The organism is Actinomadura alba, from assembly GCF_014323705.1.
GTDB classification, from domain to species: Bacteria; Actinomycetota; Actinomycetes; order Streptosporangiales; family Streptosporangiaceae; genus Actinomadura_C; species Actinomadura_C alba.
Map to the genome: position 1 here is coordinate 1 of NZ_JABVEC010000032.1, position 13,547 is coordinate 13,547.

Consider the following 13,547-nt stretch of genomic DNA (forward strand, 5'->3'; position numbering starts at 1 on the left):
GAGGCGCGGCAAAAGATTACGCGTTGGCCTTCGCCCTGGCACGGGCGTTGCGGCGCTTGAGGGCGCGTCGCTCGTCTTCGCTCAGGCCACCCCAGACACCGGCGTCCTGACCGGATTCCAGAGCCCACTGAAGGCAGGCCTCGGTGACGGTGCAACGCCGGCATACCTGCTTGGCCTCTTCGATCTGCAGTAGCGCCGGACCGGTGTTGCCGATCGGAAAGAACAGCTCGGGGTCCACGTCACGGCAGGCTGCGCGGTGGCGCCAGTCCATGCGGCCACTCCTTCTTCAGCGTGGAGAGGGCACTCCACTTGTGAACAGTTTCACGATCTTATGGAAAAACCCAGGATGTGGATCTGCGATCCCGGGAAGAATTTTCGGTCTTTGGCGCTATCGATCGAGAGGCGGCTGATTCTGGCCCCTGGTCGCTCGGCGCACTTTGAGCGTGTCAGGGGCGCACAGGGCGACGCAAGACCTTTGAGAAAACTTTCTCAAAGTATGGGTGTCGCATGTGTCACACGTCTGAGTCGAACATGTTGCGCTCGGTAAAGCGCGCCCGCCGACCGCGTCTCACACCACGATGCGTAGTGCGTTGGGCACGGAGCGGAACACGACCTCCTCGCGTTCGCCAAGATAGTCGCCGTCGAGCTGGAAGGCGATGGGGCGCGACGAGCGGATGGTGACTTCCGTCGCATCGTGCAGGCTGACGCCGCCACCGCCCCGCCTGGGCGTCGTATGCGGCAGCATCATCTGGCCGATCACGTGCAGTACCGGCCGTACGTCCAGGCTGCGGGCGCCGAACACCGCCAGGCCGGAGTCGAACCCGGACAGCGGGCTGGGATTGATGGGGAAGGGGCCCAGATAGGTCCACGGTGCCGTGTTGGACACGACCGCGAGGAACAGGTCGCTTACGGGGGGAAGTCCCGGACATTCCACCGTCAGCGCCGGCCGCCGCCGGTCGGTGACCGCGAAGAACTGCCGCAGCAGGGTGCGCAGGTAGAGCGTGGGATAGGCCCGCGCGCCCGAGAGACGCAGCGCTTCCACCACCCGAACGACTTCGGCGTCCAGACCCACCCCTCCGGAGAAGGTGAAGTAGCGGTCGTCGGCGAGGCCCAGGCCGACATTGCGATGGCTGTCCGTTCTCAGCGCGGTGAGGATGTGCTTCGCTGAGCGATGTGGGTCGTTGGGCAGGCCGAGCGCGCGGGCGAAGACGTTGGCGCTGCCGGAGGGCAGCACCGCGAGCGCCGGCAGGTCGGGGGAGGGGCCGTGCGTCAGCAGTCCGTTGACGGCCTCATTGATGGTGCCGTCGCCGCCCAGGGCGATGACGAGGTCGTACTGCTCGTCGAGCGCCTTCCGGGCGAGCTGGGTCGCGTGACCGCGGTGCCCGGTGGTGGCGATCTCTAGATTGAGCTCGCCGGAGAAGGCCCGGACGAAGAGATCGCGGGCCCGCCGGGAAGCGGAGGTCGCCTTGGGGTTGGCGATGAGCATGGCGCGCACGGCGCCAGCGTATCCATGGTTCCGAGTCGGGGTGTCCGCGAGCGCGCAGTAGTGTTCCGGGTGTGACCGGACGTCCTATCACTCTGACCGCCGCCGCCGCCGTAGAGGCGACCGAGGGCATCGTCGCGCTCGGCTTCGGGTTCTACGTGGCCTGGGAGACGATCGTCGGCAAGCCGCTCGATCCCGCGAGTGCCATCGGGGTGACCTTGTTCGCGTTCCTCGCCGGTGCCGGGATGCTCGCCGTCGCACGCGGGCTGTTGCGAGCCGAGCGGTGGAGCCGCTCGCCGGCGGTGCTGACCCAGCTGTTCGCACTCCCGGTGTCGGTGTCGATGCTCCAGGGCGAGCAGTACGCGCTCGGTGTGCCACTGATCGTGCTGGCGCTCGCGGCCCTCGTCCTCGTGCTGTGCAAACCCAGCAACAACGCGCTGGTGCACGAGGAGGAGCCGCACGGAGAGTGAGGAACATCATGACCCGCGACGGGCGCGGGCCATGATCATTCCTCGGCGGTCAGGCCCTCACGGAGCTGGGCGAGGGTGCGGGCGAGCAGCCGGGACACGTGCATCTGCGAGATGCCGAGCTCGGAAGCGATCTGCGACTGCGTCATGTTGCCGAAGAACCGCAGCAGAAGGATCTTCTTCTCCCGTGCGGGAAGCTTCTCCAGCAGCGGCTTGAGCGACTCGCGGTACTCCACGCCCTCGAGCGAGTCGTCGATGATCCCCAGAGAGTCGGCGACCGCCGGGGCGTCCTCGTCGCCGGAGTCGGGAGCGTCGAGCGACACGGTGGAGTAGGCGTTGGCCGACTCGAGCCCCTCGAGCACCTCCTCCTCGCTCATCTGCAGGTGTTCGGCCAGCTCGCTGACGGTCGGCGCGCGCCCCTCACGCTGGGCGAGCTCGCTGATCGCCTTGGTGAGGGAGAGCTTGAGCTCCTGGAGCCGGCGGGGCACGCGTACCGCCCAGCCCTTGTCCCGGAAGTGCCGTTTGATCTCGCCCACGATCGTGGGTGTGGCGTACGTCGAGAACTCGACGCCACGCTCCAGGTCGAACCGGTCGATCGACTTGATCAGCCCGATCGTGGCCACCTGGATGAGGTCGTCGAGCCATTCGCCGCGGTTGCGGAACCGGCGGGCGAGGTACTCGACCAGCGGAAGATGCAGCTCGACCAGCTGATCGCGGATGCGCTGGCGCTCCGGATCGCCCTCTGGGAGCTCGTTGAGGCGTTCGAACAGCGTCCGCGCGCGAGTCCGGTCCGGAACCGCGGTCTCTGTCCGCTCGTTGCCGGAGCTGTTGCCCGCCAGGGTGGTCTTCTCCGTCACGGGGCTCCCGCCGCACCGCGGCGCTTCTGCAGCATCACGGTCACTCGGTCGTCGGCGCCGACTCGTGCGTCGACGTCCCCCGCGAGGGACGAGAGCACGGTCCAGGCGAACGTCTCACGACTGGGCACCTGCCCATCGACGGTGAGCACCGAGACGGCGATCCGCATGGCGTCGCCGGTGAGCTCGAACTCACACTCCAGATCGGTTCCGGGAACCGCCTGGGCGAGGAGCATCGCGCACGCCTCGTCTACGGCGATGCGCAGGTCCTCGATCTCGTCCAGGGTGAAGTCCAACCGCGCGGCGAGACCCGCGGTGGCGGTCCGCAGGACGGATAGGTAGGCGCTCGCGGCCGGCAACCGTACGGTCACCAGATCGCGTAGCGACAACTTCGTGCTGGCTGGCATGGCAGCGGTTTCCTCTGTCACGTCACTCCCTATGGGGGCTGGTCCGCTGCTTCGAAACTATCGTCTTAACGGTCCGTTGCGTACGTTCGGCGCGCTCAGTCTTGCAGGTCCGGTACGTGGTGTCACACGTGACGGGCCGGTTCCGCGACCGCGGAACCGGCCCCGCACAGGCGATTCAGGCCTGCTTGGTCTCCCAGAAGATCTTATCGATCTCCGCGATCTTTCCGAGGAGTTTGTCTGCGACCTCGATGTCGACGCTGCCCTTGGTGCCGCTCGCGCCGGCGAGCTTGGTGGCCTCGTTGAAGAGCTCGTGGAGCTGGGGGTACTTCTCGAAGTGCGGGGGCTTGAAATAGTCGGTCCACAGCACCCAGAGGTGCTCCTTCACGAGGTTGGAGCGCTCTTCTTTGATCTTGATGGCCCTGGACCGGAAGATCGGGTCCTCGTTCGAAGCGTACTTCTCACAGATGGCCTTGACCGACTCGGCCTCGATCCTGGCCTGTGCCGGGTCGTACACCCCGCACGGCAGGTCACAGTGCGCGGAGACGGTGTTCTTCGGGCGTAGAAGGTTTACGAGCACCTGCACGGTCCCTTCCCTGGTGTCGGATCATGCTCTCGGCACTGACATTACTCTTGTGCTCTTTCCCACCGAGCACAGAGGCATGACATGAGGTCACCGCTCCGGACCTTCGAGGTCACGGGCGAGTCGATGCTGCCGGCGCTGCGGCCGGGCGATCGTCTGCTCGTGCGCACCGGCGGGCGGGTCCGGGTCGGCGACGTCGTCGTGGCCCGCCATCCGGAACGGCCGGACCAGTTGATCGTCAAACGGGTCACGCACCGCACGGAGAGCGGCTGGTGGCTGGAGAGCGACAACCAGCGGGCGCCCGGGCGGCGGGACAGCTGGGACTTCGACGCCGTGCCGGACCGGTTGATCATCGGCCGGGTGGTGGTGCGCTACCGGCCGCAGTCCCGGCCGCCGATCTCGGCCTCGGCGTTCTCGCGGCGGCGGGCCCGGTAGGCCGCGACGTCGGCGCGACTGGCGCAGAGGTCGGAGCAGTGCCGCCGGGACCGGTTGGCGGTGGTGTCGAAGTAGACCTTGGCGCACAAGGGCGCCTGGCAGATGCCCAGCCGCTCGATGCCGTGGGTGCTGACGTAGACGGCCAGCCCCATCGACGCCCCGGCCGCGTAGCGGTCCGGCACCGAACCGCCCTCGGTCAGGTGCATGTGCCAGTCCTGACCGTCGTGGCCGGAGAGCTGCGGATGGATGGGGTGCTGGATCAGCAGCGAGTTCAGCCGCTCGATCGCGTCCTCGTGACGGCCCGAGACGGCCGAGGTGAAGATCATGCGCAACTCGCCGCGCAGGTCCCGCATCGCGTCGAGGTCCCGCCGCGTCAGCCGGCCACTGAGATGCGGGCGGATCTCGAGCAGGGTTTGCAGCGAGTCGAGGTCGCGTAGGGAGTCCTGAACCGGATCCTGCGTGTTCACAAGTTCGATCACGAGGTCTGCGTAAGAGGCGAGGTCCACGTGCGCTCCTCACGGAGTCGACCCGACCGTGCAAGTCATCCTGGTGCGTCGAGTATGGCACGTTCCGCCATCGCGGACCCGACCCGTTTCGGCGGCTCGTCGAACATTGTCCGCCTGAGCCGCGAAATGGCCGGCACATTCGTCGTGAGGGCGCGCGTGCCACGGATGATTCACGGTCCGGTCCGTACGCCGTGATTCACCGCCCGCGCGCCCCCGCGGCGATCGCGGTCAGTTGAAGCCGGTGGGCGTCACCGGGGGCGGCGGCTCGTCGGCCGGGCTCTTGCGGGCGCCGGCCTGGCGCTCCTCCAGGTCGGCGACCTCGCCGACCTGCGCGTGGGTCGGGTCGAGGACTCGGCGCAGGAAGACGCGGGTGCGTTCCTCCTGTGGGTCGCCGATGACCTGCTCGGCGGGGCCCTCCTCGACGATCACACCCTGGTCCATGAAGACCACCCGGTCGGCCACGTCGCGGGCGAACGCCATCTCATGGGTCACCACCAGCATGGTCATGCCCTCGTCGGCGAGCTGGCGCATGACCGACAGGACGTCGCCGACGAGCTCGGGGTCGAGCGCCGAGGTCGGCTCGTCGAAGAGCATCAGGGTCGGCTCCATGGCGAGTGCCCTGGCGATCGCGGCCCGCTGCTGCTGACCTCCGGACAGCTGCGCGGGGTAGCTGCGCACCTTGTCCGACAGCCCGACCCGCTCCAGGTTCGCCTGGGCGATCTTCTCGGCCTCGGCCTTGCTCCGCTTGAGCACCCTCCGCTGGGCGATCGCGACGTTGTCCAGCACGCAGAGGTGCGGGAACAGGTTGAACTGCTGGAACACCATGCCGACGCGCCGTCGTGCCGCGTTGATGTCCACGTCGGGGTCGGTGAGTTCGATGCCCTCGACCACGACCGTGCCACGGGTGGGCGTCTCCAGCGTGTTCACACAGCGCAGCAGGGTCGACTTGCCCGAGCCGGACGGGCCGATGACACAGATCACCTGGCCGCGGTCGACGGTGAAGTCGATGCCCTTCAGCACCTCGAGCTGACCGAACGACTTGTGCAGATCGCGGATCTCCACCATGGGGGTCAATGAGCTCACCGTGCCTTAACCTGGCGGGCCTCGAGACGTCGTACGAGGTAGCCCAGTGGGATCGTGATGATCAGGTAGGCGAGTCCCGCCGCCACGATCGGCGTGGAGTCGGCCTTCTGGGTGGCGAAGCTCTCACCCATCTTGGTGAGCTCGATCTGGGTGGCGCTCACCCCGATGACGAAGACGAGCGAGGAGTCCTTGAACAGCAGGACCAGCTCGTTGGTGAGGGGCGGGACCACGACCCGCAGCGCCTGCGGGATGATGATCGAGACCATGGCCCGGGTGTGCGACATGCCGAGCGAGCGGGCCGCCTCCATCTGTCCCTTCGGCACCGCCTGGATGCCGGCCCGGATCGTCTCGGCCATGTAGGCGGCGGCGACCAGGCCGAGCCCGATGGCCACCTGGGTGTAGACCCCACCGGGCGGGTTGCTGAAGGCGGGGAACGCGATCGGCAGGCCGAAGGCGACCAGGATCAGGATGAGCAGCGCGGGAAGCCCGCGGAAGATCTCGATGAAGACCAGGCCGAACCACCGGTACGGCGCCACCGACGACAGCCGCATCAGGGCGATGATCAGCCCGAGGACGAAGCCCACGACGTAGGCGGCCGCAGTGTAGAGGACCGTGTTCTTCAGCGCCACCGTGAGCAGGTCGGGGAACATCCCGTCGAGCGCTTTGGTGTCCAGGAGGTACTCGTGGATCCTGCCCCAGTCCGCCGCCGAGATGGCCACGACCACGACCACCACGAACAGGACGTACTGGGCCGCGCGGCTGATCCGCTGCCGCTGCCTGGGGCTGAGCCCGCTCCCGCCGGGGGACTTCCCGGCGGGAGCGGGCTCGTGCGTCGTCGTCGCCATCAGGTCAGATCAGCTGTCTGCCGGCATCGACTTGGGCTCTGAACCGATCCACTGCTTGTAGATCCTGGCCCAAGTGCCGTCCTGGATCGCGGTGGTGACGGTTTCGTTGATGATCTTGAGCAGCTCCGGGTTGCCGCCCTTCTTCACCGCGAAGCCGTACTGGGCACCGGTGCTGATCTCGGCCGCGACCTCGAACTTGGCGGAGACGTCGGGCTTCTTCATCCAGTCGTTGACCACGGGCAGGTCTTGCAGTGCCACGTCGATCGCTCCGGACTGCATGGCGAGGAGCTCTTTCCCGGAGTCCTTGTACTCGGTGGGCGTGAGGCCCTTCGCCTTGGCCATGTCGAGGCTGGTGGTGTCGGCCTGCACTCCGACCTTGAGCCCCTTGGCCTTGGCGTCCTCGATCGTCTTGAGCCCGGCGCCCTTCTTGGTCATCAGGGCGAGGTACTCGGGGAAGTACGGCCGGGAGAAGTCGAGGTTCTGCTTGCGCTCGGGCAGGATCGTCATGCCGGCCGCCGCCACGTCACAGCGGTTGGCGTTGAGCGCCGCCCCGCTCTTGATGACGTTGAAGTCCATGCTGATGATCTCTTGCTCGGCGCCGATCTTCTTGGCGACGAGGTCGATGATGCTGACGTCGAAGCCGACCGTCTCGTTCCCCTGCGGGAACTGGAACGGCGGGTACGGCAGGTTGGTGCAGACCTTGATCTTGCCCGGCGTGACGAGCTTGACGCCCGCCGCCGCGGGCGGCGCGGGTGAGCTCGACGTCTTGTCACCGGAGTCGCTGCTGCCACAGGCGGAGGCGAGGACGATGGCGGTGATGGCCGCTCCGAGCGCGAGCATTCGCGGACGGCGGCCATGCTCTGGCCGTTTATCGGCCGATCCGGGCCAGATTCGCATGGGGGTCCTCCCAGTAGAACAACGCGATTCGAAGATCGTAAGCGATCCTGATGTTTGGTGGACATTTTGGCTGACAACAGCGTCGGCGCTGGTTAAGGATGCGACACAATCGGACAACAGGTCTCTCCCGGAAAAACCTACCTGCTCAGACGAGGTGCACAAGGCACTGGTCCCCGGCGGCCGTGTCGCCGCTTGGACGTGTTTCCCATGAGGATCCCCGGTCGCTGGGTGTCTCACAGCTGCCTGGGTCTGGAGGTCAGGTATGCCACAATCGGGAAACGGGCGACCCCCGTACGTCGAGAGACGACCGCCTGCCTGCGCCACCTGGACCGGTGCCGCCGCGTGGCCGTCTGCCCGAGTTCGCAACCAATCTCAAGGGGTCGCTGTGACCGAAGAGTTCCCGAACACTGATGATCGAGATGCCGATCCCGCCTTCGCGTTGCACCGCGGCGGAAAAATAGAGATCCGTTCCACGGTCGCCGTGCGCGACAAGGACGATCTGTCACTCGCCTACACCCCCGGCGTGGCCCGCGTCTGCAGCGCGATCGCCGAGGAGCCCGAGCTGGTCAACGACTACACCTGGGTCTCCAGGGTCGTGGCGGTCGTGACGGACGGCACCGCCGTGCTGGGCCTGGGCGACATCGGCCCGGCCGCCGCGATGCCGGTGATGGAGGGCAAGGCCCTGCTGTTCAAGCAGTTCGCCGGCATCGACTCCGTCCCGATCTGCCTCGACTGCACTGATGTGGACGAACTGGTCGAGACCGTCATCCGGATGGCGCCGAGCTTCGGTGGCGTCAACCTCGAGGACATCAGCGCGCCGAGGTGCTTCGAGGTGGAGCGACGCCTGCGCGAGGCACTCGACATCCCGGTCTTCCACGATGATCAGCACGGCACGGCCATCGTGGTGCTCGCGGCCCTGCGCAACGCCTCGCGCCTCGTGGGCAAGCCGCTGTCGGCCATGCGGGCGGTGGTGGCCGGCGCCGGCGCGTCCGGTGTCGCGGTGTCGCGGATCCTGCTGAACGCCGGGATCGGTGACATAGCCGTGTCCGACAGCAAAGGGCTGATCTACGACGGCCGGGACGGCCTCAACGAGATCAAGCAGGCACTGGCCGCCGACACCAACAAGGCCGGCCTGACCGGGTCGACCGAAGAGGCGCTCCAGGGCGCCGACGTGTTCATCGGGCTGTCCGGCGGCACGGTCAGCGAGCAGGCCATCGCCGCGATGTCCGGCGACGGCATCGTGTTCGCGCTGTCCAACCCCACGCCGGAGATCCATCCCGAGGACGCGCGCAGACACGCCCGCGTGGTGGCCACCGGCCGCAGCGACTTCCCGAACCAGATCAACAACGTCCTCGCCTTCCCGGGGATCTTCCGCGGCGCGCTCGACGTGCGCGCGCACACGATCACCGAGGGCATGAAGCTCGCGGCGGCCGGCGCGCTCGCCGAGGTGGTGGGCGACGACCTCACCGCCGACTACGTGATTCCGAGCCCCTTCGACGAGAGGGTCGCGCCGGCGGTCATCAAGGCCGTCTCGGCACAGGCCCGGGCAGAGGGCGTCAACCGGATCTGAGGCCGGTCGCCGCCGGGCGGACCGACCTCGGGACGGCGCCGGGATCGGCCGGTGCTCAGATGCCCGGTGCTCAGATGCCCGCGCGCCGGGGTGCCCGGCGTCGAGATGCCGGAACAGGCGGCCCGTGCCCCGGCCGGGGCACGGGCCACGGCGTCTCAGGCGACTCGGACGGCTCCGGCGTAGGGGAGTCCGGCGATCGGTGCGATGCGCACGACGTCACCGGTCTGGGGTGCGTGGATCATTTCGCCGTCGCCGATGTAGAGGCCGACGTGGTGCAGATCGGCAAAGAAGAACACCAGGTCACCGGGGAGCAGGTCGTCCTGCGCGATCTGCGTTCCGGATGTCCACTGGCTGCCGGTGTGGTGCGGGAGCTTGACCTTGGCCTGCTTGTACGCCCACATGGTGAGACCCGAGCTGTCGAAGGACTTGGGCCCGGCGCGGCCGAAGAGGTACGGCGCGCCCAGCTTGGATCTGGCCGCCTTGACGGCGGCGAGCGCCTTCGCCGAAGCCTCCCCCGGACCGTCGGGGTCCGGGGTCTGCGGGGTCGCGGTGGGAGTGGCCTCGCCGCCCGCCCGGCGATCGCCGTCGCGGGCCTTCACGGCCGCTTTGAGGCGATCCTTCGACGTGCTGAGCAGTGACTCGATGCGTCCTTTCTGGGCGTCGATGTCCGCGGCGAGCCGTTGTACGGAGGCCGTCCGAGCCTTCTCGGTCCGTTCGGCGTGCGCGGAGGCCTGGGTGGCGATTCCCAGATCGCGCACTTTGCCGGCGTCCTGCGTGGCGAAGTACCTGAGCGCCGAGGCCCGGTCGAGCAGGTCCTGCGGGTCGGAGGCGCCGACGAACGCGGCCGTGCTCTCGTCGACGCTGCCGTTCATGTACGAAACGCCGGCCAGTCGCCGGATGCGCAACTGCATCTGCCGCAGGCTGCGCCGCTGGAGTTCGGCCTCGGCCTTGGCGGCGCGGGCCGCGCGCTTCGACTGGTCGAGGCGCACGCGCATGCCGTTGTACTGCTCGGTGAGGGTCTCGAGCTGTCCGTTCAGCCTGTCGGCCTCGGCCTTGAGCGCCTCGACCTCCGGGTCCGGCGCGGCCGCGCCCGCGACGCCTGTTAGGACCATGGCGGCGAGCAAGGCGGCGATGACAGGAATCACGGGCTTGACGGCTCGTCGGAGCGGACCCTGGCGGGGGTCGGATAGGTCCACCGATGCTCCTGTTCTGGACGGGGGAGGAGTGATCCCCGATCAGGGAAGATCGTAGGAACTGTCCGGCGTCACCGCTACCGGGATGCGCGAACCGAACTGGGAGGACTCTCTTCGGTGTCTTTGGGTAGCCGGATGATCCCGAAGCGATGCCGATCGCGGTCGCGATGCGGTTCCCGCGTGCACCCGGCGGCGGTCTACGCTGACGGCATGTTCGCTGTCACGGCTGCCCGGATCGACTCAGACAACCCGCTCAACGGACTGGAACTCGGGGAACGACCCGAGCCGGCGGTGCCCGAGGGGTGGACCACCGTAGCGGTGCGCGCCACCGCGCTGAACCACCACGACCTGTGGACACTGCGGGGCGTGGGCGTGCGCGCGGACCAACTCCCGATCGTCCTCGGCTGTGATGCCGCCGGGGTCGATGAGGACGGCAACGAGGTCATCGTGCATTCGGTGATCGGAGACCCGGACCGGGGCGGCGGGGACGAGACCCTCGACCCCAAGCGATCGCTGCTCTCGGAGAAGTACGACGGGACGTTCGCCGAGCGGGTCGCGGTGCCGCGCCGCAACCTGGTGCCCAAGCCGGAGGCGCTGTCCTTCGAGGAGGCGGCCTGCCTGCCGACGGCATGGCTCACCGCCTATCGCATGCTGTTCGACAAGTCCGGCCTTCAGCCCGGTTCGACCGTGCTCGTACAGGGCGCCGGCGGCGGCGTGGCCACCGCGCTGATCGCGCTCGGGGCGGCGGCGGGTTACCGCGTCTGGGCGACCAGCCGCAGCGAGGCCAAACGCGAGCGCGCGCTGGAGCTGGGCGCCGACGCCGTCTTCGAGTCCGGTGCCCGGCTGCCCGAGCGGGTCGACGGGGTCATGGAGACGGTCGGCGAGGCCACGTGGGCACACTCGGTGAAGTCGCTGCGGCCCGGCGGGCGCATCGTCGTCTGCGGTGCGACCAGCGGGCCGATGCCGCCCGCCGAGCTGACCCGGGTGTTCTTCCTCCAGCTGTCGGTCGAGGGCTCCACGATGGGCACCCGCGACCAGCTCGTCCGGCTGGCGCGTTTCTGCGCGACCACCGGCGTACGGCCGCTGATCGACCGTACGCTCCCGCTGGGACGGGCCCGCGAAGGTATCGCCGCCATGGCCGAGGGCGACCTCTTCGGCAAGGTCGTCTTCACCCCCTGAGCCCGGATCACCGTCGTGATCATGCAGTTGTTCGCGCCGCGTGGGCGGTGTCGGTCGTGGGCGGGTGCGCTCAAGTGCATGATCACGGTGGAGGGTGGCCGGGGTGCTCACCCCTGGCGTGGTCAGTCGAGGGCGGGTGGGTTTCGGAAGATCTCAGTGCGCAGGCGTTCGGAGGTCTCGTCGAGCAGTGCGCGGGCGGCGGCCAGCGCCTCGTCATCGGCGTGGGCGCCCCACGCCTCGGTGCGGGCGTCCTCGACGAACCTGCGCAGGGTCTGTTCGAACTCGAGCCGGGGATCGCCGCCGCCCGTGACGGCGTCCGCTCCCCACACCGAGCGCCACGCGTTCTCCCAGTTCTGGCGCAGCTCGTCCTTCAGCGCCTGTCCCTGCTCGCGCCACTGGCCCTTCTGCCGCCGCCACTCCTCCTTCTGCCGCTCCGTGCTGTCCTTCCAGGAGGTCCAGGCCGTCGTACGCCCCTGGTCGCGCACCTCCCGCGCCGCCTGGGTGAGCTCCTCGCGCAGCGACCGTACGGTCTTGCGAACGTCCTGTTGCACCCCGCGGGCGAACTCCTGGGCCGAGGCGGAGATCTCCTCTTCGAGCTCGGCGAGCTCGTCCATCCGCCGTTCCAGCTCCGCCCGCCCTTTGCCGGTGAGCTGGTAGACCTTCTTGCCCTTGATCACCTCGTGCGTGACGAGGCCCTCGGACTCCAGCCGCGCCAGCCGGGGATAGATCGTGCCGGGGGAGGGCGAGTAGACCCCGAGGAACCGGTCCTGCAGGAGGCGGATCACCTCGTAGCCGTGCCGGGGGCTCTCCTCGAGCAGCTTCAGCAGGTAGAGCCGCAGCCGGCCGTGGCCAAAGACGGGGGACATCAAACCTCCACATCGGGCTCGCCGCGGTGGCGAGCGTAGTTTGCCGGGCGGCTCAGCAAGGTGATGTCGCCGGACACCGTCGTGACCGTCACCTCTCCCGCCCCGTCCCCCAGGGTGCCGGTGACGTTCTTCGGCATCGCCCCACCGGCCGGATCGAGCTCGGCGAAGGAGCTGTCGATCCGGCCGCCCACCGTGTTCATCCCGATCCGGGCCGACACCGACGCGGGGAGCCGCAGCGTCACCTCTCCCGCGATCGTGCTGGCCTGGATTCCGCCGTTCGGGGTCAGGTCGACGTCGGCCGCGATCCGCCCGCTCACCGAGCGCGCGGTCAGCCGGTCGAGCGAGCCGCCCGCCAGACCGAGGTCACCGGACACGGAGATGAAGTCGACGGTCCCGTCGAGGCATTGGGCCTCGATCGCGCCGGAGACCGTGTTGGCCGCGATGTGCCCGGTCACGCCGTCGAGGGTGACGTCCCCGGTGGCGCTCTTGAGCGACACACCCGCGGTCAGCCCGGTGATGACGGCGTCGGCGCCGACCAGATCGACCTGAACGGGACAGTCCGGCGGCACGGTCACCGTGACGTCGGCGCTGCACCGCCGGCCGTTCAGCCAGGTGCGCAGTCCCTCCCAGAGGGGGTTGCGGTGCGTGATGCCGAGCATGCCGGCGTCATGGTCGATCTCCAGCGGCTGCCCTTGGACGTCCGTCACCCGGACCGAGGGTCTCTCGCCACCGGTGAGCACGGAGAGGCTTCCGCTCACCAGCACCACCTTGAGAGCGACGACCCCGTCGAAGTCGAGGTTCGTGGCCTCCTCGATCGTCCACCGCGCCATCACGCCCAGCCTTCCCGCTCGACGATCCCTCCAGAAAACGATATATCGCGTCTGGCCCAAGTCAATCTCTGCTGAATCGCCTCGCTCCGCTCGGCGACTCGGGGCGCACCCCTCGCGGTCACTACGGTCAGTCTTCGTCCTCGTCGTCCAGGCGGGCCAGCCAGGTGGCGAGGCGTTCGACGGGCGACTCGAACTCGGGGTTGAGATCCACGAACTCGCGCAACCGCTCCGCGATCCAGGCGAGGGTCACCTCCTCGGGGCCGCGCCGGTCGGCGAGTTCTTCGATGCCCCTGTCGGTGAAGTACATGGTGCCTCCGGAAGACGACTCCGCCGTGATCTCGCGGGTCGTTCG

At 68.4% G+C, this 13,547-nt stretch carries 17 protein-coding genes; 4 read left to right on the forward strand and 13 right to left on the reverse strand.

Going from position 1 to position 13,547, the window contains the following annotated elements:
- Positions 1-16: 16 nt before the first annotated feature.
- On the reverse strand, positions 17-271 hold the full coding sequence (locus tag HKK74_RS30510; protein WP_187246852.1) for a WhiB family transcriptional regulator: 255 nt from the start codon (positions 269-271) through the stop codon (positions 17-19).
- 297 nt (positions 272-568) lie between these two features.
- Complete coding sequence (locus tag HKK74_RS30515; RefSeq protein WP_222722931.1) at positions 569-1,486, reverse strand: diacylglycerol/lipid kinase family protein; 918 nt, start codon at positions 1,484-1,486, stop codon at positions 569-571.
- 71 nt (positions 1,487-1,557) lie between these two features.
- Between HKK74_RS30515 and HKK74_RS30520 the strand changes: the two genes are divergently transcribed.
- A complete protein-coding gene (locus HKK74_RS30520) occupies positions 1,558-1,953 on the forward strand; it encodes a hypothetical protein (protein ID WP_187246854.1) in 396 nt (131 codons plus the stop codon).
- A 35-nt stretch (positions 1,954-1,988) separates the two neighbouring features.
- Here the strand turns inward: HKK74_RS30520 and HKK74_RS30525 are convergent, their stop codons facing one another.
- The 3 genes from HKK74_RS30525 to sodN form a co-directional block, all read right to left on the reverse strand.
- Positions 1,989-2,807 carry an RNA polymerase sigma factor SigF gene (locus tag HKK74_RS30525; RefSeq protein WP_187246855.1) on the reverse strand — a complete coding sequence of 273 codons (819 nt, stop codon included), beginning with the start codon at positions 2,805-2,807 and terminating at the stop codon, positions 1,989-1,991.
- The gene (locus tag HKK74_RS30530) at positions 2,804-3,232 is read right to left on the reverse strand and encodes an ATP-binding protein (protein ID WP_187246856.1); all 429 of its coding nucleotides are present in this window, start codon (positions 3,230-3,232) and stop codon (positions 2,804-2,806) included. Before HKK74_RS30530 ends, HKK74_RS30525 begins: the two co-directional genes overlap by 4 nt.
- Before the next feature lie 154 nt (positions 3,233-3,386).
- The gene (sodN, locus tag HKK74_RS30535) at positions 3,387-3,788 is read right to left on the reverse strand and encodes a superoxide dismutase, Ni (RefSeq protein WP_187246915.1); all 402 of its coding nucleotides are present in this window, start codon (positions 3,786-3,788) and stop codon (positions 3,387-3,389) included.
- A gap of 87 nt (positions 3,789-3,875) precedes the next feature.
- On the opposite strand from sodN, the gene sodX reads away from it, so the two are divergent.
- Positions 3,876-4,226: a nickel-type superoxide dismutase maturation protease gene (gene sodX, locus HKK74_RS30540; protein ID WP_187246857.1), complete on the forward strand. Its 351-nt coding sequence runs from the start codon at positions 3,876-3,878 to the stop codon at positions 4,224-4,226.
- Here the strand turns inward: sodX and HKK74_RS41650 are convergent.
- The 4 genes from HKK74_RS41650 to HKK74_RS30560 form a co-directional block, all read right to left on the reverse strand.
- Positions 4,163-4,732, reverse strand: a complete 570-nt coding sequence (locus tag HKK74_RS41650; RefSeq protein ID WP_187246858.1) for a CGNR zinc finger domain-containing protein — start codon at positions 4,730-4,732, stop codon at positions 4,163-4,165. The two genes, sodX and HKK74_RS41650, sit on opposite strands and share 64 nt — an antisense overlap.
- Before the next feature lie 228 nt (positions 4,733-4,960).
- Positions 4,961-5,797: an amino acid ABC transporter ATP-binding protein gene (locus tag HKK74_RS30550; RefSeq protein WP_187246916.1), complete on the reverse strand. Its 837-nt coding sequence runs from the start codon at positions 5,795-5,797 to the stop codon at positions 4,961-4,963.
- A 14-nt stretch (positions 5,798-5,811) separates the two neighbouring features.
- The gene (locus tag HKK74_RS30555; protein WP_187246859.1) at positions 5,812-6,660 is read right to left on the reverse strand and encodes an amino acid ABC transporter permease; all 849 of its coding nucleotides are present in this window, start codon (positions 6,658-6,660) and stop codon (positions 5,812-5,814) included.
- Between the two features lie 9 nt (positions 6,661-6,669).
- Positions 6,670-7,557, reverse strand: a complete 888-nt coding sequence (locus HKK74_RS30560) for an ABC transporter substrate-binding protein (protein WP_187246860.1) — start codon at positions 7,555-7,557, stop codon at positions 6,670-6,672.
- 385 nt (positions 7,558-7,942) lie between these two features.
- On the opposite strand from HKK74_RS30560, the gene HKK74_RS30565 reads away from it, so the two are divergent.
- Positions 7,943-9,127 carry an NAD(P)-dependent malic enzyme gene (locus HKK74_RS30565; RefSeq protein ID WP_312881944.1) on the forward strand — a complete coding sequence of 395 codons (1,185 nt, stop codon included), beginning with the start codon at positions 7,943-7,945 and terminating at the stop codon, positions 9,125-9,127.
- Positions 9,128-9,282: 155 nt separating this feature from the next.
- On the opposite strand, the gene HKK74_RS41095 is transcribed toward HKK74_RS30565, so the two are convergent.
- On the reverse strand, positions 9,283-10,272 hold the full coding sequence (locus HKK74_RS41095) for a C40 family peptidase (RefSeq protein ID WP_187246862.1): 990 nt from the start codon (positions 10,270-10,272) through the stop codon (positions 9,283-9,285).
- Between the two features lie 258 nt (positions 10,273-10,530).
- Between HKK74_RS41095 and HKK74_RS30575 the strand changes: the two genes are divergently transcribed.
- Entirely contained in the window at positions 10,531-11,499 is a 969-nt protein-coding gene (locus HKK74_RS30575; RefSeq protein WP_187246863.1) for a zinc-binding dehydrogenase, read from the forward strand.
- Between the two features lie 122 nt (positions 11,500-11,621).
- Here the strand turns inward: HKK74_RS30575 and HKK74_RS30580 are convergent, their stop codons facing one another.
- The 3 genes from HKK74_RS30580 to HKK74_RS30590 all read right to left on the reverse strand — a co-directional run bounded on the left by HKK74_RS30580 (position 11,622) and on the right by HKK74_RS30590 (position 13,502).
- Positions 11,622-12,365, reverse strand: a complete 744-nt coding sequence (locus HKK74_RS30580; protein WP_187246864.1) for a PadR family transcriptional regulator — start codon at positions 12,363-12,365, stop codon at positions 11,622-11,624.
- Positions 12,365-13,195: a DUF4097 family beta strand repeat-containing protein gene (locus HKK74_RS30585; RefSeq protein ID WP_187246865.1), complete on the reverse strand. Its 831-nt coding sequence runs from the start codon at positions 13,193-13,195 to the stop codon at positions 12,365-12,367. The genes HKK74_RS30580 and HKK74_RS30585 overlap by 1 nt, the downstream gene beginning before the upstream one ends.
- Positions 13,196-13,322: 127 nt before the next feature.
- Positions 13,323-13,502, reverse strand: a complete 180-nt coding sequence (locus tag HKK74_RS30590) for a DUF6104 family protein (RefSeq protein ID WP_187246866.1) — start codon at positions 13,500-13,502, stop codon at positions 13,323-13,325.
- Between the last annotated feature and the right edge of the window lie 45 nt (positions 13,503-13,547).